Origin of the sequence: Paenibacillus sp. Aloe-11, from assembly GCF_000245715.1 — a bacterium.
In the GTDB taxonomy this organism is placed as follows: domain Bacteria; phylum Bacillota; class Bacilli; order Paenibacillales; family Paenibacillaceae; genus Paenibacillus; species Paenibacillus kribbensis.
In genome coordinates this window covers 60,551-86,185 of sequence record NZ_JH601082.1, presented here as the reverse complement: position 1 = coordinate 86,185, position 25,635 = coordinate 60,551, and the positions used below count along the sequence as shown (strand labels likewise).

At 44.0% G+C, this 25,635-nt stretch carries 21 protein-coding genes; 9 read left to right on the top strand and 12 right to left on the bottom strand.

Annotated elements, in window-relative coordinates:
• Together WG8_RS26085 and WG8_RS25290 are read left to right on the top strand one after the other, a co-directional pair.
• Nucleotides 1-466, top strand: a 466-nt coding sequence (locus WG8_RS26085) for an S-layer homology domain-containing protein (protein ID WP_007433148.1), incomplete at its 5' end; no start/stop codon positions are given.
• A gap of 248 nt (nt 467-714) precedes the next feature.
• Nucleotides 715-1,419 carry a DinB family protein gene (locus WG8_RS25290; RefSeq protein ID WP_007433147.1) on the top strand — a complete coding sequence of 235 codons (705 nt, stop codon included), beginning with the start codon at nt 715-717 and terminating at the stop codon, nt 1,417-1,419.
• A gap of 82 nt (nt 1,420-1,501) precedes the next feature.
• On the opposite strand, the gene WG8_RS25285 is transcribed toward WG8_RS25290, so the two are convergent.
• Nucleotides 1,502-2,569: a hypothetical protein gene (locus WG8_RS25285; protein WP_043891418.1), complete on the bottom strand. Its 1,068-nt coding sequence runs from the start codon at nt 2,567-2,569 to the stop codon at nt 1,502-1,504.
• Entirely contained in the window at nt 2,530-3,120 is a 591-nt protein-coding gene (locus WG8_RS25280) for an RNA polymerase sigma factor (RefSeq protein ID WP_007433145.1), read from the bottom strand. The genes WG8_RS25285 and WG8_RS25280 overlap by 40 nt, the downstream gene beginning before the upstream one ends.
• 581 nt (nt 3,121-3,701) lie before the next feature.
• On the opposite strand from WG8_RS25280, the gene WG8_RS25275 reads away from it, so the two are divergent.
• On the top strand, nt 3,702-4,658 hold the full coding sequence (locus WG8_RS25275) for an endo-1,4-beta-xylanase (RefSeq protein ID WP_007433144.1): 957 nt from the start codon (nt 3,702-3,704) through the stop codon (nt 4,656-4,658).
• A gap of 147 nt (nt 4,659-4,805) precedes the next feature.
• On the opposite strand, the gene nudK is transcribed toward WG8_RS25275, so the two are convergent.
• The 3 genes from nudK to WG8_RS25260 form a co-directional block, all read right to left on the bottom strand.
• On the bottom strand, nt 4,806-5,747 hold the full coding sequence (gene nudK / locus WG8_RS25270; RefSeq protein ID WP_007433143.1) for a GDP-mannose pyrophosphatase NudK: 942 nt from the start codon (nt 5,745-5,747) through the stop codon (nt 4,806-4,808).
• 120 nt (nt 5,748-5,867) lie between these two features.
• Complete coding sequence (locus WG8_RS25265; RefSeq protein ID WP_007433142.1) at nt 5,868-7,076, bottom strand: MerR family transcriptional regulator; 1,209 nt, start codon at nt 7,074-7,076, stop codon at nt 5,868-5,870.
• Nucleotides 7,077-7,168: 92 nt separating this feature from the next.
• Entirely contained in the window at nt 7,169-8,614 is a 1,446-nt protein-coding gene (locus WG8_RS25260; RefSeq protein ID WP_007433141.1) for a DEAD/DEAH box helicase, read from the bottom strand.
• 223 nt (nt 8,615-8,837) lie between these two features.
• Here WG8_RS25260 and WG8_RS25255 point away from each other — a divergent pair, with 223 nt between their 5' ends.
• Entirely contained in the window at nt 8,838-9,389 is a 552-nt protein-coding gene (locus tag WG8_RS25255) for a TetR/AcrR family transcriptional regulator (RefSeq protein ID WP_007433140.1), read from the top strand.
• Complete coding sequence (locus WG8_RS25250) at nt 9,389-9,760, top strand: DMT family transporter (protein ID WP_007433139.1); 372 nt, start codon at nt 9,389-9,391, stop codon at nt 9,758-9,760. The genes WG8_RS25255 and WG8_RS25250 overlap by 1 nt, the downstream gene beginning before the upstream one ends.
• An 89-nt stretch (nt 9,761-9,849) precedes the next feature.
• On the opposite strand, the gene gnd is transcribed toward WG8_RS25250, so the two are convergent.
• The 4 genes from gnd to WG8_RS25230 all read right to left on the bottom strand — a co-directional run bounded on the left by gnd (nt 9,850) and on the right by WG8_RS25230 (nt 14,999).
• Nucleotides 9,850-11,253: a decarboxylating NADP(+)-dependent phosphogluconate dehydrogenase gene (gnd, locus tag WG8_RS25245; RefSeq protein ID WP_007433138.1), complete on the bottom strand. Its 1,404-nt coding sequence runs from the start codon at nt 11,251-11,253 to the stop codon at nt 9,850-9,852.
• 110 nt (nt 11,254-11,363) lie between these two features.
• A complete protein-coding gene (locus tag WG8_RS25240; RefSeq protein WP_007433137.1) occupies nt 11,364-12,710 on the bottom strand; it encodes a GntP family permease in 1,347 nt (448 codons plus the stop codon).
• A 26-nt stretch (nt 12,711-12,736) separates the two neighbouring features.
• On the bottom strand, nt 12,737-14,275 hold the full coding sequence (gene gntK / locus WG8_RS25235) for a gluconokinase (RefSeq protein WP_007433136.1): 1,539 nt from the start codon (nt 14,273-14,275) through the stop codon (nt 12,737-12,739).
• Nucleotides 14,268-14,999 (bottom strand): GntR family transcriptional regulator, encoded by a 732-nt coding sequence (locus WG8_RS25230; protein WP_007433135.1) that lies wholly within the window; start codon nt 14,997-14,999, stop codon nt 14,268-14,270. Before WG8_RS25230 ends, gntK begins: the two co-directional genes overlap by 8 nt.
• Nucleotides 15,000-15,215: 216 nt before the next feature.
• Between WG8_RS25230 and WG8_RS25225 the strand changes: the two genes are divergently transcribed.
• Both WG8_RS25225 and WG8_RS25220 read left to right on the top strand, forming a co-directional pair.
• Entirely contained in the window at nt 15,216-16,511 is a 1,296-nt protein-coding gene (locus WG8_RS25225) for a GntP family permease (RefSeq protein WP_007433134.1), read from the top strand.
• A gap of 21 nt (nt 16,512-16,532) precedes the next feature.
• Nucleotides 16,533-17,675, top strand: a complete 1,143-nt coding sequence (locus tag WG8_RS25220; RefSeq protein WP_007433133.1) for a glycerate kinase family protein — start codon at nt 16,533-16,535, stop codon at nt 17,673-17,675.
• A 165-nt stretch (nt 17,676-17,840) separates the two neighbouring features.
• Here the strand turns inward: WG8_RS25220 and WG8_RS25215 are convergent, their stop codons facing one another.
• Entirely contained in the window at nt 17,841-18,941 is a 1,101-nt protein-coding gene (locus WG8_RS25215) for a CdaR family transcriptional regulator (RefSeq protein ID WP_442950087.1), read from the bottom strand.
• 180 nt (nt 18,942-19,121) lie between these two features.
• Nucleotides 19,122-20,150, bottom strand: a complete 1,029-nt coding sequence (locus WG8_RS25210) for an RDD family protein (protein WP_232289171.1) — start codon at nt 20,148-20,150, stop codon at nt 19,122-19,124.
• A gap of 355 nt (nt 20,151-20,505) precedes the next feature.
• Here WG8_RS25210 and WG8_RS25205 point away from each other — a divergent pair, with 355 nt between their 5' ends.
• On the top strand, nt 20,506-22,458 hold the full coding sequence (locus tag WG8_RS25205; RefSeq protein ID WP_043891416.1) for a BglG family transcription antiterminator: 1,953 nt from the start codon (nt 20,506-20,508) through the stop codon (nt 22,456-22,458).
• Between the two features lie 167 nt (nt 22,459-22,625).
• Nucleotides 22,626-24,626, top strand: coding sequence for a PTS fructose transporter subunit IIABC (locus WG8_RS25200; protein WP_007433129.1), 2,001 nt, complete (start codon nt 22,626-22,628; stop codon nt 24,624-24,626).
• Between the two features lie 61 nt (nt 24,627-24,687).
• Here WG8_RS25200 and WG8_RS25195 read toward each other — a convergent pair whose 3' ends face one another.
• Entirely contained in the window at nt 24,688-25,602 is a 915-nt protein-coding gene (locus WG8_RS25195; protein ID WP_007433128.1) for a phosphatidate cytidylyltransferase, read from the bottom strand.
• Nucleotides 25,603-25,635: the final 33 nt, after the last annotated feature.

The window sequence follows — 25,635 nt, the reverse complement described above, 5'->3', positions numbered from 1 at the left end:
GGAATCGCCAGTATCGCAGAAGCGCGTCAACTATACGGATGTTGCAGGGCAGAACTGGGCTGCTGAAGCGATTGATACCGTGACAACGGCCGGATGGATGAAGGGCTATAGCGGCAGCACTTTTGGGATGGAGCGTCCGATCACTAGAGCGGAGCTGGCGACAGTGCTGGCACGCTGGCAAAATCTGAGCGGTCCAGCTTCAGCTTCGACTGCCTTCCCGGATACGGCCGGACACTGGGCGGAAGGTGATATTGCCCGGGTGCAGCAAGCCGGATATATGCATGGCATGCCGGACGGCAGTTTCAAGCCGGACCAGACTCTGAGCCGGGCAGAGGCGGTCACTTTGTTCAATCGGGTAGGGAAGAGAGAGCCGGTATCCTTCGCCGATTCGGCCAGGTGGTCAGATGTCCCGGCCGGACATTGGGCTTTCCGGGACATTGCCGCAGCAACAACCCCGATTCACTAGGATATACCGATAGGCGAAGCCAATCTGCATTTCCTGTCTGCATGTACGGATCACATTCGGTTGGTGATTCCCCAAAAGACCTGGCCTGTTGCAATAGGATAATCCGTACATGCAGAATAAGCACAAAAAATATCAAGGTAAACAGTTAGTGAGGAAATGCCCATTAAATCAAACCGTCAAATGTTATATTGAAAGGAAGCCCATATGCCGGTAGAAATATGATTTTATGGCGAAAGGAACAAATAACAATGGATATGGAACAACGAAAGGCGTGGAATGAAGAACATAAAAGATTAACAGAAATCATATCCAAACCTCATGAACATATTCGTGCAATTGAACTATTTCTCACTCATCATGCATGGCTGTATTCATCAAAAATGACTCATGGCAATTCCCCCACATTTGAGGATGCTGTTTTGGAGCATTTGGACGAGCAGGCATTGAGAAGATATCCGGTGAACGCTCCAGATACCAAAAATTCAATCGTATGGCATCTTTGGCATATTTCCAGAATCGAAGATATGACCATGAATATTCTGGTTGCTGACGGTCAGCAGGTTCTTTATTCTGATCACTGGCTACAAAAAATGAATATCGAATTTTCCCACAGCGGAAATAGTATGAGCGATAGCGATGTTGCAAAATTAAGCGCAGGTATTGATATTAGTGCTTTATTGGAATATAGAATGGCTGTTGGAAAACAGACGCGTGAAATCATATCGTCGTTGCCATCAGGTGAGTTCAGGCAAAAAGTTCAAGCCGACAGAATCAAAAGGTTGTTTGATGAACATGCGCTTCTACATGAAGCATGTGATATCGGTGAATATTGGAGCAAAAAGACTATTGCCGGATTGGTCTTGATGCCGGCAACCAGACATCATTTTTTGCATTTGCATAAGTGTATGCGCATCAAAAATAAAATTCAAAAACAAATGACCAAGCGACGCTGATGATATAGGGAGGGGGAAGCTCTATATCCCGTTTTGGCCACCATGCGGTTTCTAACTAGTGTATAAATTTTTGACGTTACAGCTATTGTGGTGAACTGTTAAGCAAATCCTCAGCTATTTTTACTAGATCATCCTTGGTCAGCAGACTGTTCTGGTTATCAGATATGTTGTAGTGTAAACGTCTTTTTTCATCGAGCCAGCCCAGTCGGTTTTTTCCTACCTCCAAGGACTTGCTTGTTTCGCTTGCCCTGATGTAATAGGCCTTGGTTCCTTTGATCGTCAGTTCCTCAGCCGAATCCTGTCCATTTTGCATCACGATCGTCTTCGTGACTTCAGGAGCGTATTTGGTGACAGTGATGTTTACATAGTCGTTTCCTCTCGCATACCGTGCGAAGGAGAAGTCTGATTTGTCCCAGCTTAGCTTCTGAGTAAACAGATTTTCACCTTTCGGTGCGGTTTCGGCTTGATGCATCAGTTTATCCGTTAAAGCCCGATATTCCTTTTTGTCCATCATCCCAGGATATGCAGCGACTGGATAGACGTATCCGAAATCAAACCGGTAGCCATCCGGTAGATGAGTGGGATTACGGAATAATGGAGCTTTTGTCCGCTTGATCTCATCCTGCAAGCTGCTGAAGCTAGAAAGTTCGGTCGGTTTGTATGCAAACAGGACCGGATTAGACAGGTTTCTTTGATTCATAGAATCGTCCTTGATGTAATAGGCGGCATACTCTCCGGGCTGCAAGCGGTCTCTCACCTCTTCGTTCCACTTTGCGTAGGTGTATGTATACGTTTTGGAGGCGTCCGTTTCGGTAGGTGTTTTGGCAGTACTTAATACGACATCGTCCTTGCTGTTTCGGAATTCAAGATATTGCGAAGCGGCGTATCCTGTCACAGAGGCGCCTAATACAAAAAGCATGATCATTATGGGGGCGGTGATACGCGGCTGAAAACGCATTTTCACAATGAATCCCTTTTGGGGTTTCGCCTTTTGGTAGACATGTTCCATCACTTTGTCAGAGACGTCAAATGCTTGGATTTTTAAAATGTTCTCTGGCTCGGTCAATATGTCCATGTTTTTTAATCCCCTGTCTTGCAAATCGGTGTATTTCAGGCTTTGTTCTTGAGTTCTGTTTTGTAATTCACGCATTTTTGTTCCTCCTCTATGGGTTCCATAATTTTTTTGAGCTTTGTTTTTGTTCTGCCGTATTTTTTCTTGATAGCGCCCTCGCTTTTGTTCATGATCTCTCCGATTTCCCCAAACGATTTTTCTTCAAAAATGCGCAGCACCAGCAAGTTTCGCTCCTCTGCATTCAGTTGGTCCAGCGCCCGGCTCAGCGGTTCACTGAAAAGCTGACGTTCTATAACCTGCGCTGCACTGTCTGAAATCATGTTAGTTGAGGTGTACAGGATAGTCCTAAATTTACGCTGTAGATTCCTCCTGCGAATTAGGTTCAGGCAGTGACGATAAGCCATTTTATACAGCCAGAAGGAGAAGCCCGCTGTGGGCTTGTACATGTTGATTTTCTCAAAAGCATTGACGAAAATATCCTGCACAGCTTCTTCCGCCTCCTGCTCACTTCCTAATAGCCTCCAGCAGTACACAAAAATCTGACGCTGATGCTCCTTTACAATGTAGGCGTAATCCTGGATTTCGCCGGCTTGAACTCGTTTGATTCTGTATTCGATTTCCTCATTCAAGGATTTAGGCACCTCCTCTAATCAAAAAGAAAACTATATCTGTATAACAAATGAAGATGACCAAAAGGGACACCCCTTCTAAAATTATTTAGGTGTTATATCAACTCTCTAAGAGAATACGATAAAGCAGAACGATTATCATCAACGTTGTTGGCTTCATAGAGTTGAAGTTTATTCCGGAAGTAAATGGGATGATGGAATATTTCATCATCAATTGTAACGGTATGTTTCCATATCCGCATGTGTGAAAACATGTGTTGCGCACAAAGGGCACCCGGTTGGGTGCCCTTTGAATTTGCTGTTACAGATAGCGTGATGAACCGTACCCTGGTCCGCAAAAATGGCTGACTCTGTCATCCCGGATACGTAAGAGGTTATAGGAAGCTGGATTTATTCGAAACGATGTATCAAAGGAAGTGCCAGATGTTTAGCTATCCCGCAATGATGTAAAGTTTCTTGGGTAAAATCTTTATTTTCACACGTTGCGAGAAACAGCCACTAATTATTATAATTGGAAATGTAAGTGTTTTATTTTTAGGTGAGAGGTATCAAAAAACTATACGTGTGAGGAGGAAATGATAATGTTGGGACTTAAAGTAGGCAAGTTGGTAAGCAGTTTGGCGTTGGCGGGTGTGTTGTTATCGTCTGTTCTGGTGAATCAGGCTGATGCTGGTCTGGTGAATGGAAGCAAATTCCTCGGAAATGTTATTGCCGGCAGTGTCCCTGCAGGTTACGGAACGTACTGGAATCAGGTGACGCCGGAGAATTCGACCAAGTGGGGCTCGGTTGAAGGCAGCCGTAATAACATGAACTGGTCGCAGGCGGATACCGCCTACAATTATGCTCGTAGCAATGGCTTCCCGTTCAAGTTTCACACCTTGGTATGGGGCAGTCAGGAGCCAGGATGGGTAAGCGGACTGTCGGCTGCCGATCAGAAAGCGGAAGTGACTCAGTGGATCAAAGCAGCCGGCCAGCGCTATCCGAATGCAGCGTTTGTAGATGTGGTGAATGAGCCGCTACATGCGAAGCCGTCCTTCCGCAATGCTATTGGCGGTGACGGATCGACCGGATGGGATTGGGTCATATGGTCGTTCCAACAGGCTAGACAAGCTTTTCCGAATTCCAAGCTGCTTATCAATGAATATGGAATTATCAGCGATCCTTCATTAACCGATCAATATGTCAATATTATTAATCAGCTCAAGAGTAGAGGCTTGATTGACGGAATTGGCATTCAATGCCACCAGTTCAATATGGATACCGTCTCAGTCAACACGATGAACACTGTACTGAACAAGCTAGCGGCAACAGGGTTGCCAATCTATGTGTCGGAATTGGATATAACTGGTGATGACAACACCCAACTTGCCAGATACAAGGAGAAGTTCCCGGTACTCTGGCAGCATCCTTCAGTGAAGGGGGTTACGCTCTGGGGGTATATCCAGGGACAAACCTGGAAGGCGAACACACATCTGCTGAATTCAAACGGCACGGAACGCCCCGCGCTTCAATGGTTGAGACAATATCTGCGCAGTTAGTGCCATGGGCGAGGCCTTGAAGGAAAACAGTGTGCATCATTTAGGTTGGCACGCATATTTGCTCATTTCCCTTAATGTACAACAAGCGTCTGAACGAATTCTACTCGCTCAGACGCTTGTTTATTTCGATGACTCTGCATATATAATCTAAGAAATATCACCTAACTCTCTATAAACGATCTTCCCCATGCTGAGCGCTGCTTTCACCATTTCATCTGCGCCTTGTGAAGGGCCTCCAACACGAAGAACGGCATCACAATACTTCAAGAGTCGAACAGAGGATGGATGAAATATACGATTAAAGATTTCGTCTCCGATTCTTTGTGATCCCGCTTTCTCGATTAATGGGAGTGCATACCATTCACCAAGTATAGGTAAATGACCGGCCTCGTATACTTTAAGTGCAATATCATTCATAAAATCTATGTTCCGTTGAATCAAATGTGGATCGTCTCCCGTCCCTGAACGATAAGGGCCGGCTATGAGTATATGCTGCTGACTTGGAACGGGGTCCAGTAGCCGGTTTATTTGAGCATATTGTAGCAGCATCATCGTTTTTGCGTCTTTAATCTCGCCTTCTTTTATCATTTCGAGTGCTTGCTGGAAAGGAATTTCCATTACTTCGATGTTTTCTTGCTCTTCAGCGACCCCTCCTCCCTCTCCAACCTTCATGGTGGGCGTGTATTCTGCAACAAAAAAATGTAAAATTTCCGTTACGGAACCTGGCGACATGTAGGCCTCGCAGATTTTTTGTACTTTTGTCACTCTGTAACCGGTCTCTTCCTCGGCCTCCCGGCGTATGCTGTCTTCTGCGCTTTCCTTGTCCAACAATCCGGCGCAAGCTTCAATTAATAACCCCGTCTCGTTCCCGTTCAGATAAGTCGGTATCCGAAACTGTCGCGTCAAAATTACGGTATGCTGCTCCCGATTATAGAGCAGAATGGTTGCCCCGTTCCCGCGGTCATATGATTCCCGGGCCTGGCTTTTCCAAGAGCCGTCCTTTGCTTCGCTCATGTAAGTAATTTTCTTAAGCACATACCAGTTATCGGACAAAATTTCTTCGTTTACAATTCTGATTTTCGGATTCATTCCAAGTATCCCCTCTCTTTTGATGGCTCTCATTATATTGGGTTACGTTACGTCAACTGCAAGATTTTTTTTGCCCAATCCACAAAAGAGATAATTACTATAGAACAGTCCTGAATAGCATTATTTACGTGCAAGGAAAAAACCGGAATCCATCGTAATCCGAATAGTTCCATCAAGATTCAGTTTGTTTTGAATAAATGCAATGAATTGCTCCAGTTTTGTTTTAACCAGTATATTTCTTGCATTCATAGGTGTTGATGTTATATAGCTCAATAGCGGCTGTACTTCGTCTACAATTAAATGATCTTTATAACGTATTGACTTAACTTCCGAGAAATTTTTTAATAGTAGTTCTTGTCCATTGTAAAGTTCGAACCGCTTCATAATAGGATCTAGTACCTTAATCTCTGGATCGAATGATTGTGCGATCAGGTCAATTTCATGCAAGTGGCTTTTACTCATCGTGGATGCATAGAAAAGTGCCTTTGGTTTCATCACACGGTATATTTCGGAGACTGCCTTTGGAATATCCGGCACATGATACAGCATGTGATTGGCGATCACGATATCGAATTCTTCGTTGTGAAAAGGAATCGACTGAACGTCGGCTACAACGAATTTGATTTTCCCTGTCGTGTCACGGATATTTTTGCGAGCTTCTTCCAACATACCGGGTGAAAGATCGGTGAGTGTTATTTTCCATGATTCAGATATTCTGTCCGCATTCCTAGACCATAAAGTTCCATCTCCACAACCTATTTCTAAAATTCTGATATTCGATCGATTGCCTAAATGTTCAAAAAACCATCGATGCCACCCCTGTTTATTCACGCCGCATTTTTCATATAATTCAATTCTAGTTTGTAACCGATTTGCCGTGTGGTACTGCTCCACCCAATCCTTCTCTATGTGTACCGCATGAATAAGCTCAGCCAGTGCCATCCAATCCACGTGTTCTTCCCCTGTATGAATTAACTTTTCTATAGCTTCGTCTATAGCTTTAAAAACGAATTGCAGATGAGCTGTCTTTTGTAAAATGATCTCTCGTTGCATTTTTAATGAGCTTCGCAGATCCTGTTCCTGAATGTGGCTTTCCGTTACCATTTGTTTAATATCAATAAGCGTTAAACCGAGATACTTTAACGTTTGTATCTTTTGCAGCTTAATCAAATCCAGCTTGTTATACATCCGTTGTGAAGCTTGACCGTAATTCGAAGGCTTTAACAAACCTATCTGATCATAATATCTTAATGTTCTCACGGTAAGACCTGTTTGCTTTGATATCTGACCCGTAGTAAAATACTCATTTTTCTGCTCTCGGGATGGCATGGTCTCTCCTCAGTTCTTATCTTAATTTCCCTAAAGGACTTTTTGTTGGTTTAACAGTTCCCTCCTCTAGCCCTTTTTGTGTCATGTAGCTTCTATTTATTCCCCTTGCGCACCTTTAACAGCTTACCTTTTACGGTCGTATTTTTCATAATCTCAAGTACAAGTGGTCCCTTGCCATTCAGAATTTCAACGTCTGTTACATGATCGAAAATTGTAATAATTCCTATATCGTCTGCTGTCACCCCGTCAAGCTTAGCGATTGTCCCAACAAAGTCTACGGCTCTAAGTTTCTTCTTCTTGCCGCCATTGAAGTTAAGTTTCATAATCTGTTGGTTTAATTGCTCGCGCTTATCTTTTTTCAGTTTAATTTTAACATGTAGCTTCTGTTCAAAATCTTCTCTACAGCGATCGATAGCCTCCTCTGAGGGGGCCTTTACCGGTGAAATCGCAAATCCAATATATGCTTCAATATCGGCTAATCGTTTGCTATCCTTCGGAGTGACTATGGTAATTGCTTTACCCGTCTTGCCTGCACGTCCCGTACGTCCGGTGCGATGAACATAGCTTTCCTTCTCAAGGGGAATATCGTAATTAATGACATGGGTGATATTCGTGATATCGATGCCCCGGGCGGCTACATCTGTCGCAATCAAGTAACGAAATTGCCCCCTTCGGAACGCATTCATCACCTCGAATCTTTCTTCTTGCTCCATACCCCCATGAATGCGATCACATGGATAATCGAGATCGGCCAATTCCCTGAATAATATATCGACATTCTCCTGCGTGCGACAGAAAATAATACAGCTGTCAGGATTCTCAACAATGAGCAGATTTTGAAGCAGCAACAGCTTGTCCGTCTCCATCACCTGAATAAGAGAGTGGTCAATGGTGGCTGTCGTGATACCGGTCGCTTTAATTTCAATGTTAACGGGATGATCCATATACTTGCGTGACAGTTGGGCCACATCGTCAGGAAAAGTGGCGGAAAATAACATCGTAACCCTGTCGCTAGGCAGCGCCTGAATGATTGACTGAACTTGCTCAATAAAGCCCATATTCAGCATCTCATCAGCCTCATCAATAACAAGATAGGCCATCTGTTCTAGCGATAGCGTGCCTCGCTCAATATGGTCCAATACACGCCCTGGCGTACCTACAACTATATGCGTTCTTTGTTTTAACTCAGCCTTCTGTATATGAAAAGGATGCTTCCCATAAAGAGACGTCACTTTTATCCGCTTAAAGCGTCCAATATTGGTGATGTCTTCTTTGACCTGCAATGCGAGTTCACGGGTTGGCGTTAAGATTAAAGCTTGAGGCTTATTCTCATTCCAATCTACTAACTCGCAAAGTGGAATACCATATGCCGCTGTTTTGCCGCTACCTGTCTGTGATTTGACGACAAGGTCCTTCTTCACAAGGGCAACTGGGATGACTTCCGTCTGAACTTTTGTTGGCGTCTCATAGCCCAGGCTATTCAGCGCTCTCACGATTTCTTCACTTAATGGATAATCTGTAAAATGCCTCTGACTCATTTTCAACCTCTTCTGCGCTGTATTTGAATACCTATACCTATAGGATTTCATTGTGCATCTAACTTATACTCGTATAGTATACTCTATGGAAATGATTTGATCCCATGACTTCCTATATGTATGAATACATAATTGCAGCATTTTTGACTATATACTAAACCCATAACTTTAATTAACTTGAAATAAAACCGTCTGGACGGTATAATAAAGTGGGTGATGAAAAATGAATACCAGTAAAAAAGAGTTAAAAAGAGAACTAATCCTTAAAGCCGCCTCACTGATTGTGCATGAAGAAGGAGTAGAAAAATTAACTTTAGAAGCCGTTGCTAAGAAGGCAGGGATCAGTAAAGGAGGATTGCTTTACCATTTTCCGAATAAAGATGCGCTGATTCTGGGCATGGTTGAACAACTATCGACCAGCTTTGTCACCGAATTTAATGAGCGGGCACAAAATGATATGCATTCCAAAGGAAGATGGACTCGCGCTTATATGAATACATCTCTTTCTGGAGATCAGGACGTAAATGACCTGTATACCGCTCTCTCAGCAGCACAGTTTACGAATCCTCAGATGTTAAAGCTTCTACAGGACGAGTATGCTAATATCCAAAATAAAATTGAGAACGATGAATTGAATCCGGTTCGTTCTACGATAGTCCGATTAGCTATGGACGGTTTGTGGTTTGCTGAAATGTTTGGGCTTGCTCCTCCCAATGGAGAAATGAGGCAAAAAATGATGGAAGAATTAAAGACATATATAAAGGAGAATGAATAATGGCTTATCTTTTCTTGGCGATTTCTATTGTTGGCGAGCTCATTGGAACTTCAATGCTTAAGGCTTCAGAAGGATTTACCAGACTATATCCGACTTTATTCACGATTGTTGCATTTGTGATCTCTTTTTTCTTTATCTCTCTGGCCCTTAAGACGCTACCGTTAAATATGACTTATGCCATCTGGTCAGGTGTAGGAGCTGTTGCGACAACGCTGATTTCGGTATTGATTTGGAAAGAAAAAATCAATACAGGGAGTGTCGTGGGTATTGCTTTAATTGTTATTGGTGTGGTGGTATTGAACCTATTTGGTGCAGGACATGGTGAGGCAAAAGGTACAACAGAAACGACTAGTTCAATCGTTCAAAAATGAGATAATAGGAAAATGTATTCAAAAGGAGAGCCCTAATGAAGGGAAAGAACCACTTCATTAGGGCTCTAGAGATTTACTACGACTATCGATCACTGCCAGTTTGTATGAAAGAATCCTGCCAAATCATTTCGTTCATAAGTATGAGCACCAAAATAATCTCTTTGTGCTTGCAAAAGGTTAGCATTTGAAATGCCTGTCCGGTAACTATCGTAATAAGTAAGTGAAGCACTTAAACATGGAAACGAAGTACCCGAATTAATGCCCTCACAGACAACTTTTCGCAATCCTATTTGATATTCTTTAACCTTTTCAGCGAAATATGGGGCGATTAATAGATTAGCCAGATTCGGATGTTCTTGATATGTTTCGCTTATTACGTTTAAAAATTCTGCGCGAATGATGCAACCACCACGGAAAATAAGGGCAATATCCTTTAAAGGCAACTCCCATCCGTAAAGTTCAGAAGTCATTTTATATTGTATAAATCCTTGAGCGTAGGCACAAATTTTACCCATATAAAAAGCTTGTCTAATATACTCAATCCACAAATCTTTATCTAAACTCCGCTGACCAATCTCTGGACCTGTCAGGATATTTTCTGCATAAACCCGCTCCTCTTTTAAAGAGGAGATGTAACGGGCAAACAATGACTCTGTAATAATGGATGATGGGATCCCATGATCAATTGCTTGAATGCTTGTCCATTTACCTGTGCCTTTTTGCCCTGTTTTATCAAGAATCACATCGACTAGTGGCAAGCCTGTTATTTCATCTTTTTTCCGTAAAATCTCTGCTGTGATTTGGAGTAAATAGCTTTTCAGTTCCCCTTGATTCCATATTTCAAAGATGTCAGCAATTTCATTCACAGATAAACATAACTTTTTTCTTAAAAATGTATAGGTTTCTGCGATTAATTGCATATCTGCATACTCGATTCCGTTATGTACCATCTTTACAAAGTGACCGGATCCTTTTGGACCCAAATAAACACAGCAAGGGTCTCCATCAACTTGGGCTGCTATTTTTGTTAGAATAGGAGCTGCCTTTTCATATACGTCTTTATCTCCACCAGGCATGATCGAAGGTCCTTTTAAAGCCCCAACTTCACCGCCGGAAATACCGATTCCTAAATAACCGATTCCTTTTGACTTCAATTCATCATATCTACGTTCCGTATCTTTGTAATGGGAGTTCCCACCGTCCATGATCACATCGCCTGCTTCAAGAAAGGGTAGTAATGTATCTATCACCGAATCGACCGGTTTGCCCGCTGTTACCATAAGGAAGATTTTTCTTGGCGTTTCTAAGGAGTAAACAAAATCTTGAATTTCGTAGTAGGGATGGATGGATTGACCTTCATTTTTATTAACAAGATTATCGGTTAAATCCCTCGTATAATTATAGACAGCCACTTGCTCACCTTTACCAGCCATGTTTAAAGCGATATTACTGCCCATTACCCCTAAACCGATGACACCAATTGTGTTGAACATTTCTTCCTGCTCCTTTTATTTGAAATGAATAGGCAGTAGATCCACACTTATAGACTTAGAGGATTCTAAGAAAAGATAAGCGGGGGGATCTACCGCCCGGAAATCATGGTTTATACGAATAAACTAAGTACTAAAATAAATCCTAATCCGGCTACAGAAATGATTGTCTCAAGCAATGTCCATGTTGCAAATGTTTCTTTCATGCTTAAACCAAAATACTCTTTAAACATCCAGAAACCAGCATCGTTAACATGTGAAGCTATTAAACTACCCGCTCCCGTTGCAAGCACAACTAAAGCAAGATTAACGTCGGTTTGTCCCAACATCGGAATAACTAAACCAGCGGTTGTTAAAGCTGCAACAGTTGCAGAACCTAAGGAAATACGTAAGATTGCAGCGATGATCCAGGCAAGCAAGATTGGTGATAATGTAGTTCCATTGAATAATTCGGCTACATAGTCACCTACGCCGCCATTAATCAGTACTTGTTTGAAGGCTCCGCCTCCCCCAATGATTAAGAGCATCATCCCAATATGAGTAATAGCCGTTGTACAAGATGCCATTACATTTTTGATTGGAATTTTTCTTGCTATTCCCATTGTATAGACAGCGACCAGTAAGGAAATCAACATGGAAGTTGATGCATCACCAATAAAACGGATCGCTGCTAGGAAACTATTATCTTCAACCCCCATTGTTTTTTGAAGCAAAGTAATAATCGTAGCAATAGACATTAAAATAACAGGAAGCATTGCAGTAAATACACTGATACCAAATCCAGGAGTTTCCTCGGACTTAAACACTTTTTGTTCACCTAAAGAGGCAATATTACCGGTTTTCGTAAATGATGCAGGCACGAGTTTTTTGGCAAGCTTGGTAAAAACAGGTCCAGCTAGAATAACTGTTGGAACGGCAATAATGAAACCGTAAAGTAAAACCTCACCAAGGTTCGCGCCATATTCACGAGCAATAACTGTCGGTCCTGGGTGTGGAGGTAAGAAACCGTGTGTTACGGATAAAGCTGCAATCATCGAAATACCGAGATATAAGATAGAAACCTTTAATTCTTTTGAAATGGCAAATACGATTGGAATTAACAATACTAGTCCTACTTCAAAAAATAACGCCACACCAATAATGAATGAAGCAGCTACGACCGCCCATTGGATATTTTTTTCACCAAATTTGTTAACGAGGGTCATGGCAATTCTTTGAGCACCACCAGAATCAGCAATCAACTTACCTAACATCGCTCCAAGTCCAAAGATTAACGCTAAGTGACCAAGTGTCCCGCCTAATCCGGCTTCAATGGTTTTGACAATTTCCTCTAATGGCATTCCAAGTGCTAAAGCCACACCGAACGATACAATGATTAATGAAATAAAGGTGTTTAATTTGAAGCCCATGATTAAAACTAATAGTGCTAAAATTCCAATCGCTACAACGACTAATGGCATTGTAATTACCCCCTGTATTTATCTTTTTAGTGTGTTATTAAGCCTCTTTGATAATTGGCAATCCGTGTATAATCGCCTTCTAATACTCTGGATAGGTTAATAAAAATCGGCAGCAATTTCCTATATTCCTTTGTTGCTTCTTCTTTTGGTGTATGTTTATTGGTACTGCCAACCATTTCAGAAACGACTTCAAATGATTGGATTTTTCCGGTGGCATACAAGCCTAAAATACAAGCTCCTAGACAAGAACTTTCGTAGCTTTCTGGAACGACGACTTCAGATGCGAATATATCAGACATCATTTGCCGCCAAACATCTGACCTTGCGAAGCCTCCTGTAGCTTGAATTTGGGTCACAGGACCGTCCATGCATTCGGTTAATGCTAAAAATACGGTGTACAAATTGTAAATGACTCCTTCTAGGGCTGCGCGAATCATATGTTCTTTCTTATGTGACATCGTTAAACCGAAGAATGAGCCACGTACGTCTGGATTCCATAAGGGCGCACGTTCACCAGCGAGATATGGGTGGAATAACAATCCATCAGATCCTGGTCTTACACGTTCAGCAATCTGGGTTAACACATCATATGGATCAATTCCTAGTCTTTTCGCTGTTTCTACTTCTGATGAGGCAAGTTCGTCACGAATCCAGCGCAGGACCATCCCGCCATTGTTTACCGGCCCGCCAATTACCCAGTGCTTTTCTGTTAAGGCATAACAGAATATTCTTCCCTTTTCGTCTGTTTGCGGCTTGTCTATAATGGTTCGAATGGCACCGCTTGTCCCAATTGTGACGGCAACTTCGCCTTTTCGTATGGCATTCACACCCAGATTAGAAAGGACTCCATCGCTGGCTCCAATGACAAATGATGTCTGTGGATCGATACCCATCTCTTTTGCTAAATCTGAATTACAGTTGGTAAATATCTGGGTTGTTGGTACGAGCTCAGATAATTGAGAAGGTGTTATACCAGCAATTTTTAATGCTTCTTCATCCCAATCCAGGTTTTCGAGATTCATCATGCCCATGGCTGAAGCCAGGGAATAATCAACAACATACTGATCAAAGAACTTTTTAAAAATATATTCTTTAATTCCAATATATTTTTTAACCTTGACAGCGGTTTCAGGGAGATCATTCACAATCCAAGCTATTTTAGTTAATGGTGACATGGGGTGAATTGGTGTTCCTGTTCGTTTATAGACTTCTTGGCCATTCAATTCATCTTTTATTTTATGTGTCCAAGCTTCACTCCGATTATCTGCCCAAGTGATACTAGATGTAAGCGGCAGGTCATTTTCATCCATCGCAATGACACTATGCATGGCACTGCTAAATGAAACAAACGACAGCTTTTTTTGTGAGTGATGTTTCATTATGTTCGAAATGGCTTGTAGGACTGCTTGAAAAATCTCTTCCGGGTTTTGTTCTGCTGTCGCTATATCCGGTGTATAAAGCGGATACCCAATATTTTCTTGTTGGATGACTTCGCCTTTTTCACTAAATAAAACTGCTTTTGTACTTGTGGTTCCGATATCTATACCTAACATATAGTTAGTCATTTTGTTGCACTACTCCTTTAGACAGCATTTGTTGTGACATCCATAGGTCTTCTACTTTACCTTGAACATCATCAAAGTTTTCATGTAAAGACTTGATCATGAGGTCTCTATCTTTTGCTTTGATTGCTTCAATATAAAGCTCATGATTTTTTACGACCCGTGTAAAGTCTTCATACTTTTCTTTGAAACGCATCCGCATCGACAAAAGAATGAGGCTCTCCATAACAGGCTTTAAATTATTCCAGATCATCAGGATGTATGAATGATTAACTGCACGAATAATCGTTTCATGGAACAAGACATCTTGATATGAAAACTCATCAGCATCACTATATTTAATTGCGACTTTCATCATTTCCAGTATTTTACTAAGTTCCTTTGCTAAATCATTAGTATCCATCTTTACAAGCCGTTCAAATACAAACGATTCTATGAGTAGACGGACATCATAAATTTCTTCTATTTCTTTTTCTGATAAACCAATAACAACTGCACCCATTCTTTCTAATCGGATGATATTTTCGGATGCCAGTATTTTTAACGCTTCACGAATGGGTGAGCGACTTACAGCAAAATCTGCAGCTAATTTATTTTCTGATAATATGGCACCGCTTTCAATCGCGCCAGAAATAATACGCATTCTAAGCTCGCATGTTACACGATCGCCAGCAGAGGCTTTTAAAAGCCATTTGGAGGGATATAGGAATTCCCTTGATTCGACCATAAATTCACCTTCTTAATTATTCAAGTATACTTGTATACAAGTATTATAATCTAAATTTTTAATTTTGCAAGCGTATCCATTGCGTGCGTCCAAATGGAAAAAAAGAAGTACATATGTGCAAATGCACAATCAATTTCGTCTGTTCTTCAATATTTTTTACGTTCCGCAATCGATATAATGAAAGCGTAATCAAAAATTGCCCGGGGGGTTAGGCAGATGGAAGGATTGACGATCAGTTGGATAGGAGCTCTGGCGGGGCTGGCTATTGCAATTATTTTGATATTGAGAAAGCTGAATCCGGTTTATGCTTTGTTTTTGGGAGCCATTGTAGGCGCTTTATTGGGCGGAGCCAATTTGGAGCAGACCATTAGTGTATTGATTAGCGGTACGCAAAGTGTGATGGGGACGGTCATTCGTGTGCTTGCCGCAGGTGTATTGGCGGGTGTGATGATGGAATCCGGGGCGGCGGAGACGATTGCGCAGGCTATTGTGAAGAAGTTTGGCGGCAGCAAAGCAATTCTCGCACTGGCTTTGGCGACGATGATTATTACGGCGGTAGGCGTATTTATTCCGGTCGCCGTGCTGATCGTGGCACCTATTGCGTTGTCGGTCGGGAACAAAATGGGGATTTCCAAGCTGGCGCTCCTGCTGGCCTTATCTGGAGGGGGAAAAGCGGGGAACATTATTTCTCCGAATCCCAATACGATTGCGGCGGCGCGCGGCTTCAACCTGGATTTGAGCCATGTGATGCTGGCAGGTGTGGTCCCTGCGATATGTGGCTTATTGATGACCGTTCTGGTGGCGTCTCTGTTGAAAACTAAAGGTGTAAAGGTATCCGATCAGGATACTATGGACAGTGATGTGGATACTTCGAAGTACCCGGCGCTGGGACGGGCGATTGTAGCTCCGTTGGTAGCTGTTATTTTGCTGATGATTAACCCGATTGGGTCGATCTCCGGTATTGAGGCACTGTCGAGTTTCAAAGTCGATGCGATGTACATTTTGCCGATTGCCGGGATTGTGGGTATGCTGGCAATGGGGCAAGGACGTAATATTTTGAAATATTCAGCCTCCGGCTTAAATAAAATGACGGCGACCGTGCTGATTTTGATCGGTGCAGGTGGGATTGCAGGTCTGATCTCAGCATCGGATTTGTCTGCACAGGTAGTTGGTTTGATTGAAGCTTCGGGAGTTTCCGGTACATTGTTGGCACCGCTTGCAGGTGTTCTGATGGCGGCTGCGACAGCGTCGACCTCGACGGGAGTCATTTTGGCGACAGGCTCGTTTGGAGAAGCGATTCTGAATATGGGGACGGCCCCGCTCGCCGCAGCTGTGATGGTACATACAGGGGCAACGGTTATCGATTCCTTGCCACAAGGCAACTATTTTCACGTCACGGCAGACAGCATGAAAATGAGTATTAAACAACGGATGGGACTTATTCCTTACGAAGCTATTGTCGGTGGAACAATGGCCATTGTAGCGACACTGATGTATGGATTTTTACTTTAATATTGATGATGGGGTGAAAAGATGAGAGAGAAGACATTTGTGCTGGCACCGGATTCCTTTAAAGAAAGCATGACAGCTAAAGAAGTGTGTATCGCAATGGAGAAAGGACTGCGCAAGGTCTATCCGGCCGCGAATTATGTTCACATTCCAATGGCGGACGGTGGTGAAGGAACGGTGCAGTCACTGGTGGATGCAACAGGTGGGCAGCTTCGTTATCTCGAGGTGACTGGGCCGCTTGGAGAACCTGTAACTGCTGCATACGGCTTGCTGGGAGACGGCACCACTGCGGCAATCGAGATGGCATCCGCCAGCGGAATCCATCTGGTTAATAAGGATAACAAAAACCCGCTAAAGACAACAACTTACGGTACGGGTGAGTTAATCCGTGAGTGTCTGAATCAGGGGATTCGAAAGATCATTATCGGCATTGGTGGAAGCGCGACGAATGACGGCGGGACAGGCATGGCCGAAGCACTTGGTGCCAGATTTCTAGATGCCAAAGGAAACACTCTCCCTCGCGGAGGCGGCAGTCTGGGAGAACTGGCCAGTATTGATATTTCATCACTGGATGCTCGCTTGCAGCAGGTGCAATTGATTGTAGCCTGTGATGTGACGAATCCGCTGTGCGGAGAGCATGGGGCATCTCATGTATTCGGTCCGCAAAAAGGGGCAACCCCGGAAATGGTGCAACAATTGGATGCCAATCTCGCCCACTATGCAGATGTAGTGAAGCGACAGCTGGGCAAGGATGTGCGCGATCTTCCAGGCGCAGGCGCAGCTGGCGGATTGGGTGCGGGTCTGCTGATTTTTACTCAGGCGTCGCTGCAAAAAGGCATTGAGATTGTGATCGAATACACCGGATTAAAGCAGAAGCTGGCGAATGCGGACATCGTTTTTACGGGGGAAGGTGGCATTGATTTTCAGACCAAATTCGGAAAAACTCCATATGGGGTGGCTCAGGTGGCCAAGCAATCCGGCAAAAAGGTCATTGCGGTCGCTGGCTATGTCGGGGAAGGGATCGATACGCTATACCAGGAAGGAATAGATGCGGTGTTTGGCATCGTGCCGGGAGCCTCGGAGCTGGGTAAGCTGCTGGTCGAAGGGCCGCAAAATATAGAGCGCACATGCGAGAATATTGCAAGGGTGCTTCAATTCAGCGAGTAGCCAATGATTAGAAGGCGGATTATAGCACGAATGCGTTAGAAATGGAGCGCTCGTCCGCGTTCCCGGATTTTTCCCCTTAATACTGAGACAGATTGAATAAAATCCGGGAGTGGCGGCGAGGGAAATAGACGTTTACCGCAGAATGATCTGGCATAATACAGCCGTTCATTGGTAGAGTGCCAACAAGCCGTGTGTAAGCTCAAAAAGCTGAAGAAGATTCCGGGGATCTTTACCCGTTAAGGTATGAATCCGCTTCAGGCGGTATTGCAGGGTGTTGCGATGGATATTTAATTCGTCTGCAGTAAAGGAGACACTGCCGTTATGGTTAATAAAGCTGCGCAGCGTATCCAGCAAATCCACGGTATCTTCCAGCTTGCTGACCATATGAATCGTGTTCGTCAGGCTGGATTGGCTCAGCTTGACCAGAAATTCGACTTCTGCAAAGGAAATCATCCGTACAGGCGGTCGCAGAGCCAGCAAAACATTCATGGTTGACTTGGCCTGTAAATAACATTCTGCAATGTTATGCTCTTGTCTGCTGATGGCAATCAGCACATCAGGATAGCTGCGTACAAGCGGCTCCAGCAGTTTGTCTATTGAATCCTGATTCTGGATCAGGATGAGATAGCTGTCTTCTTCCATATGAAAGGATGGATGCTGCATGAATATTTTGGACAGCTCGGCTACATGAGCCGGGTCAGCAGGGAAGTACTTTACATATACCGCCGAAGTTTTTAGAAGCAGATCAATGTGATATTGAGCCGCTTCTTTTTTTATTTTTTGAGTGTAGGCCCCCTGATGATGCAACAGCATTTCCAGCATGGATTTTTTGCGGTTGGCTTCGTGAGCCAGATGCTCCAGGGAGATCCTTTGTTCGATCAGGAGGGATACCGTAGTTTTGACGATGTTGCAAAAAGGGCGCACTTCATCGGGGTTTCCCGTGATGCCAATGACGCCGACCCGCTCATGATGAATGACAATCGGCTCATTAGTCCCTTGCTTCTCGTAGTGACCATCCTGCCATACTTCAATCATTTTTCCGGTTTCGAGCGCCTGAACGGCTCCTTGATGAACAGTCCCGACTCGTTCACTCTCTCCGCTGCCAATGATGATGCCTCGTTCGTTCATAATATTGATATTGTATGGAATATCCTTCATCATTTTATCTACGATGTCTTGGGCTTGTTTTTCGGAGATCTGGAACAGTTCGCGGTTCCTCCTTACACATAGTGATGTGACGGATTGCACTTGTGAAATAGTTTTCATTTGATTGTGCATCTGAACAACATAATAAAGCGTTTTGCCGTACATGTCAGCCTATTTTATCACAGAAATGCAACCGTTTACGTATACAGAGAGGGAATTATAGAATTATACCCAAAAAGCAGGCTACTCCCAAGAGTCCCTGTTTTTCGAGTCGTTCCTATCTTTCACCAGCTGCGCAGTCTAATGGTGGACCTCGCTGAAGCTGTAGATAATATCATGCAGCTCTTTCTTAAAACGACTATATTTAGATGCGGGCGTATATCCGAGTACCTGATAATAATCATTTTCGGTCTCAATAATCGCTACATGGGTGACATAATGGTTCACATCTTTCTGTCCTTTAATCGTAAACTCAATGGCAGGATATCCATGAATCGTTGTGTTAGAGGAAGGTCCTATAGTAGAAAGGTTAAACTCTTTGGTCATGTTGTATTGAATTTTCTCTGCGTAGTGCTGGAGAGTTACATTGCCCAGTTCCTTTTTCGAATTGGACACTACTGCAACGGACTTTTGAATGTACGGATTAAATATCGCAATATCAGTTATTTTTTCACGATCCGGGTCTGTTGACCAGTCCAGCGGGGCTGAGATTTGAAACCGACCATCTTTACTTATAAAGCTCTGCTCTGCCCTGCTCACTGGAGCTTCAGGAGGTTGATAATTATGCAGCCATATATAAATAGCATTAACAAACGAGCCTCCCAAGATCACCATTGCGATAAAAAATATCAACAGCGAACATTTCATTGTCTTTTTGCTAATCGGCTCTAAATCCCGTACCTTTACAACATATGTACCTGCGGCTAAATCACCAATTCGTTGTCCTGTTGCAGTTACTAACACGCTGATAACAGCAGGTAGCGAACCCATTAGAACAGGGTTGGTTTCAATCAATCTAAGCAAAGTGCGAATTAGCGATTTATGAAAACCAGGAGGCCTTTCTTCCCCGTTAACCACCTTAATACGAAAAACGAACTTACCCAGCGTATAGCCTGTATAACCTTCCAAAAGCAAATAATAGCAGAAAAAAGCTATAAGCAGGATACAACGGGTTGCAATCGCCAAAGGCAAAAACCATTTATCCGTTATTTGAATGACAGAGATAAACAAGCCAATATAACCGATCACAAAGAATATGAAATCAAATACCGTTGCTCCCCAACGTCTAAACAAAATAGACGAACCATAGGATTTTGATATCTCTGCCATCCTGTTTGTTTCCCCATCGTTTTGGCCATGGCGAATGTACATCTGTCTTGATGTTTCCTGCGGATTCTGTGACATGTGCTGGTTCTCCAAAAAATACACCTCTTTTTAATATTCAATCATTTAAAACATGCCTCTTATATTAACGGTTAATTCCCATTCCATGTTTAGGAAAACATCCTATAAACCATTAAAATAATATAAATATCCCTTGTGAATGAAATTAAAGAATAAACATGGCGACTACGATGCTTAAAATGTACTACTTGGAGTATACTTAAATGTCGACAGAAAGCCTAAGATAGATATAGCCCGAAATGCCCTAGACATTCTTTATTTTGGAAGATGGGAGATTGGAATGAACAAAAGGCAAACAGAAATTTTTCGCAGGTTGTTAACTGAACCGGGGCGGTTATGGTTAGTGCAGGATTTGGCGGATCAGACTGAGTGCTCTGAAAAGACGATCCGCAACGATCTGAAGGTAATTGAAGAATATATAGTCAAGCATTCCAGCGCCAATCTGGTGAGAAGGCCGGGACGCGGCATTTATCTGGAGATGGATGAATTGGAGCGGATAGATTTGTTCCATCGACTGTATGCGGACGAGAGTAGAGTCCAACATGAGTCGGATGAGGAAAGGGTGCTGCATCTCGCCTATCATCTCTTGATGGCTGCCAAGCCTGTAACCATACAGGATCTGGCCTCCCAGTATTATGTGAATAAAACGGTGATCCGTAGAGATATGGAGAAGATCGAAGGCTGGCTGCACAGCCTTGATCTTGCCTTGATTACCAAGCAGCGCGTAGGATTGACGATTCAAGGCTCCGAGAAAAACAAGCGGATAGCTTTGGCACGGCTGAACCAACTGATAGATAGTCCTGAGCTAACAGGACAGATGATGCGCAAGCAGTTTGAACCGCACGAGATTGCAACCATACATCATGAACTAAAAACATTTCAAAAACGTCATGAGCTCAGCTTCACTGATGAAGCTTTCGAAGGTCTAATGCTGCATATCCTGTTAATGGTCAAACGAACCAAGCTCGGACAGCCCATCTCGCTCTCCGGGCAGGACATTGCCTTTTTACAGGAAAAAGCTGAATTTACATGGGCTACGTCTTTTTTACAGCAGCTGCAAAAGCTGTTTGCCGTGCCTTTTTCCCGGGAAGAGACGGCTTATTTAACCCTGCATCTGCTTAGCGGGAAGTTCCGTTACCAGCAGGAAAAAAGGAAGGGAAAGCAGAGCGATCTGGCAGACAGCCATCCGCTTTTGCCTGAATTAGTTGAGCAGCTGATCCGGCGGATGTCAGAGCTGAATATGATTGCCTTTGACAAGGACAAGATGCTGCTAAACGGGTTGAAGATTCATTTATATACGACCCTGAACCGTCTTCAATATGGTCTGACCGTGTCCAATCCCATGCTGGCCGAGATCAAGAAGATGTACCCTTACATGTTCGATCGGGTCATTATTGCACTGGAAGAGGTAGGGAGAATGATCCGACTGTCATTTCCCGAAGAGGAAGCAGCGTATTTAACCCTGCATTTCCAAGCCTCAGTGGAGCGGCTTCATCAGAGGGACAGTCATCCTCAAAGAGCAGTCATCGTATGTCACATGGGCATTGGCATGTCCCAGCTGCTGCGTACAAAGGTGGAACGTAAATTTCCGTCTGTGCATGTGGAAACCACGATATCGAAAGCGGAAGTTCAAGACTATCTGGCAGCCCATGAGGTGGAGCTTGTCATTACAACCGTAGCTCTTCCGGACATAAAAGTTCCCCACATTCTCGTCTCTCCATTGCTGGACGCCAAGGACGAGCGTCAGCTGGAGCAGGTGATCAGACGATTGGATGAGCCGGAACACAGGGTGGCAGATGAATCTGTATTTTTCAGGTATACGACGCCTTTTCTGGTCTTTCCCCAGCAGGAAGTGCAACGCCCCGAACAAATTATCTCCAAGCTGGCGCGAATACTGGAGAACAAGGGATATGTCGAGGAAGGTTATGTGGAAAGTGTGCTGGCGCGAGAAAAAATGTCCGCTACCACGATTGGTGGGGGTGTTGCCATCCCGCATGGCGGCTCGGAGTGGATCAGACAGTCAGCTATTGTAGTCGCTACCTTGAAGCAGCCGCTCACCTGGGGAACCGAGAAAGTAGAGCTTGTGTTCCTGCTTGCGGTTAAACAGGATAGACGCGAAGAGATGCGACAGTTGTTTAAGGAATTATCCCTGATCAGTGAGCAGCCGGCTATGGTGCATGCCTTGTCCAAGGAGACTGATGCGATGAGATTATTAGGGAAGCTAAAAGGATAAGTGAATACCAAAAGCTGTACTCTGGAGCAGGACTTATATAAGTCCTGCTTTTTGTCCTTATAAATCCGTTTTTCCGAAAGTTCCGGTAAAAAGTTCGATCAATAACAGCCAAATAGACGTTTATACTATCAATGTAAGCGGAAACATCAAAGAGAAGGGGAATGACTATGAAAATATTGGCGATTACCTCATGTCCTAACGGAATTGCACATACGTATATGGCAGCTGAGAATCTGCAAAAGGCAGCAGCGAAACTGGGCATTGAGATGAAGGTCGAGACACAAGGCTCCATTGGAATCGAAAATCAATTAACGGAGCAGGAGATCCGTGAAGCGGATGGCATTATTATTGCAGCAGATAAGACGGTGGTAAAAGACCGGTTCGTTGGCAAGAAACTGCTGGTCGTTGGTGTACAGGATGGTATCCGTCGTCCGGAAGAGTTGATCCAGCGGGTGATGAAAGGCGATGTGCCTGTGTACGAGGCACAGTCACGTTCTGCCGAAGGTAGTACAGAGGAGAAAAAACCGAAGCAAAACCCAATCTACCGCCACTTGATGAATGGTGTGTCCTATATGGTGCCCTTCATCGTCATCGGAGGCTTGCTCATTGCCATTGCACTGACGATTGGCGGTGAGAAGACACCTGGCGGTCTGGTTATACCGGACGGTTCGTTTTGGAAGACGATTCAGGATATCGGCTCGGCTTCGTTTACCTTTATGGTACCGATCCTCGCTGGATTTATCGCGATGAGCATTGCCGATAGACCGGGGCTTGCACCGGGTATGATTGGCGGATTTATTGCTGCAAACGGCAGTTTTTATGGAAGTGAGGCGGGGGCCGGATTTATCGGTGGAATTATTGCCGGTTTCCTTGCGGGTTATGTTGCACTGGGGATTCGGAAAATGAAGGTTGGCCGGGCGTTACAGCCGATCATGCCTATTATTATTATTCCCGTATTGTCATCCTTGATTGTGGGATTAATCTTTGTGTTTGTGATCGGTGCTCCAATTGCGCAATTGTTTGAAGCTTTAACAGGTTGGCTGGCGGGTATGCAAGGCACAAGCTCGATTCTGCTGGCGCTGATCTTGGGGGCGATGATCTCCTTTGATATGGGCGGTCCGGTGAATAAAGTGGCCTTCTTATTTGGCTCGGCCATGATTGGCGAAGGCAATTATGAAATTATGGGTCCAATCGCCGTTGCGATTTGTATTCCACCGATTGCGATGGGACTTGCAGCGATGATCAACAAACGTAAATTTGCACCGTCGGAACGCGAGGCCGGGAAAGCAACATTTACGATGGGTCTGTTCGGCATTACCGAAGGTGCCATTCCATTCGCTGCGCAAGATCCACTCCGTGTTATTCCCAGTATCATGGTAGGATCCATGGTCGGTTCAGTCATCGCCATGCTGGGGAATGTAGGCGATAGGGTAGCTCACGGTGGACCGATTGTAGCCGTGCTTGGTGCAGTCGATCATGTGTTTATGTTCTTTATCGCCGTTATTATCGGCGTAGCCGTGACGGTTGTCATGGTGAGCCTGCTGAAAAAAGATATTGCGACTGTAGATACGGCCGTTGCTGGAGAAGTGATATCTGGAAATTCCGCGGCAGTAGCCAAACCATCTGCAACTACTATAACTGCTGCGGAGTTATCGGCTTCAACAGCCGCTATAAATCATGGGTCAGCAGTACCTTCACAAGCTGTCCACATTAAGAAGCTGACGGATATTGTAACGATGGATCTGATTAATCTCGATCTGGAAGGAACGACAAAGGATGCTGTCATTGATGAAATGATCGGAGTACTTGTGGGAACGGGAACCGTAAGCTCTGCCAGTGATTTTAAACAGGTCATATCGGCCCGAGAGCAAGAAAGCTCCACAGGTATCGGAATGAATATTGCCATCCCACATGGCAAATCGGAAGCTGTCTTAAAGCCAAGCGTGGTTTTTGGCATCAAGCGGAGTGGCGTTGACTGGGAAAGTCTCGACGGTAGTGAGACGAAATTGATCTTCATGATTGCTGTACCGCGCAATAGCAAGGACAATACGCACCTGAAAGTACTGCAAATGCTGTCCCGCAAGCTGATGGATGATCATTTTAGAGAAGCACTTCTGGCCGTCACAACGAAGGAAGAAGCATATCAATTGCTGGATCAGGTGCATTAAGAACCTGATAGCAGTCTATCCTCAGGTGAGGCTAGACTGCCCTTTTCATAGTAAGATATTGCTACATAAAGTCAAAAAAATAACGAAGCACATGAAAAAAGACAGGCGAGGTGTAGGTCAAGCTATCCACCCGGCTTAAGTAGCTTTTTTTCAGAGCATCGAACTTGTCATCATCGCCGATTAATAAATCTCGCTTCAGCACGGAGACCGTTAAGCTGCCGAAGAAACCGCTCAAGCTGATCAGCATGCCGAAAATAATTCCAAATTTCAGGTCAAACGGCGTCAGGTAGGGATAGATTAGATAGGAAGCCGCTATGGTTACGGGAAAAGCGAATGCAAAGCCTTCCCAAGTTAAATTGGGGTTGGATGTTGGGACAATTTTCCGCTTCCCGAAATAGAGCGATGCCAGATAGTGTGCGACATCATTGAGCTGCGTCAGAACCACTAGAAAAAGAACAAGTTTCGCTCCGTATTGCGGCGTAGCAAACTGAAAATAGGCCAGATGACTCAGCCCGAAAACCATCAGCATGAGTCCCCATTGGGTCGAGCTGACACTGCGTAGGAAACCAACCGTTCCTTTATTGATCAATCGCGGGAGCGGCAGCAGCAAGAACACATAGATGGGTATAAAGACAATAAACATCCCGTACCACCCGATATAAATCCAATAAAACTGTACAGGAATAGCCAAGTACGCCCATAGAAACAATCTGCGATCGGCTTTTCTGGATCTGATCATGGAAAAGTATTCTTTAAGCGCAAAAAAAGTGAGTGCCATCAAGGAAAGCAGTGAAACAATCGGATTGAAAAGAGTTGCCGAGCAAAAGATAAAGAACATGCCCCACCAGGTCTTGATGCGAAGTCCAATAGCTGCATAGTCTTTGTCGGGCTGTGTTTTGACTACCACTATATAAATCAGATGGATGACCAATAAGGCTGTAAAAATGAGGATTAACGTTAATAGCGAACTGTCCATGCCTTCACCAACTTATCGCGAAATAGGATTCCA

Coding starts and splice junctions, on each gene's coding strand:
- WG8_RS25290 (WP_007433147.1), top strand. CDS start 715: ATGGATATGGAACAACGAAAGGCGTGGAATGAAGAACATAAAAGATTA.
- WG8_RS25285 (WP_043891418.1), bottom strand. CDS start 2,569: ATGCGTGAATTACAAAACAGAACTCAAGAACAAAGCCTGAAATACACC.
- WG8_RS25275 (WP_007433144.1), top strand. CDS start 3,702: ATGTTGGGACTTAAAGTAGGCAAGTTGGTAAGCAGTTTGGCGTTGGCG.
- nudK (WP_007433143.1), bottom strand. CDS start 5,747: ATGAATCCGAAAATCAGAATTGTAAACGAAGAAATTTTGTCCGATAAC.
- WG8_RS25265 (WP_007433142.1), bottom strand. CDS start 7,076: ATGCCATCCCGAGAGCAGAAAAATGAGTATTTTACTACGGGTCAGATA.
- WG8_RS25260 (WP_007433141.1), bottom strand. CDS start 8,614: ATGAGTCAGAGGCATTTTACAGATTATCCATTAAGTGAAGAAATCGTG.
- WG8_RS25255 (WP_007433140.1), top strand. CDS start 8,838: ATGAATACCAGTAAAAAAGAGTTAAAAAGAGAACTAATCCTTAAAGCC.
- WG8_RS25250 (WP_007433139.1), top strand. CDS start 9,389: ATGGCTTATCTTTTCTTGGCGATTTCTATTGTTGGCGAGCTCATTGGA.
- gnd (WP_007433138.1), bottom strand. CDS start 11,253: ATGTTCAACACAATTGGTGTCATCGGTTTAGGGGTAATGGGCAGTAAT.
- WG8_RS25240 (WP_007433137.1), bottom strand. CDS start 12,710: ATGCCATTAGTCGTTGTAGCGATTGGAATTTTAGCACTATTAGTTTTA.
- gntK (WP_007433136.1), bottom strand. CDS start 14,275: ATGACTAACTATATGTTAGGTATAGATATCGGAACCACAAGTACAAAA.
- WG8_RS25230 (WP_007433135.1), bottom strand. CDS start 14,999: ATGGTCGAATCAAGGGAATTCCTATATCCCTCCAAATGGCTTTTAAAA.
- WG8_RS25225 (WP_007433134.1), top strand. CDS start 15,216: ATGGAAGGATTGACGATCAGTTGGATAGGAGCTCTGGCGGGGCTGGCT.
- WG8_RS25220 (WP_007433133.1), top strand. CDS start 16,533: ATGAGAGAGAAGACATTTGTGCTGGCACCGGATTCCTTTAAAGAAAGC.
- WG8_RS25215 (WP_442950087.1), bottom strand. CDS start 18,941: ATGAAAACTATTTCACAAGTGCAATCCGTCACATCACTATGTGTAAGG.
- WG8_RS25210 (WP_232289171.1), bottom strand. CDS start 20,150: ATGGCAGAGATATCAAAATCCTATGGTTCGTCTATTTTGTTTAGACGT.
- WG8_RS25205 (WP_043891416.1), top strand. CDS start 20,506: ATGAACAAAAGGCAAACAGAAATTTTTCGCAGGTTGTTAACTGAACCG.
- WG8_RS25200 (WP_007433129.1), top strand. CDS start 22,626: ATGAAAATATTGGCGATTACCTCATGTCCTAACGGAATTGCACATACG.
- WG8_RS25195 (WP_007433128.1), bottom strand. CDS start 25,602: ATGGACAGTTCGCTATTAACGTTAATCCTCATTTTTACAGCCTTATTG.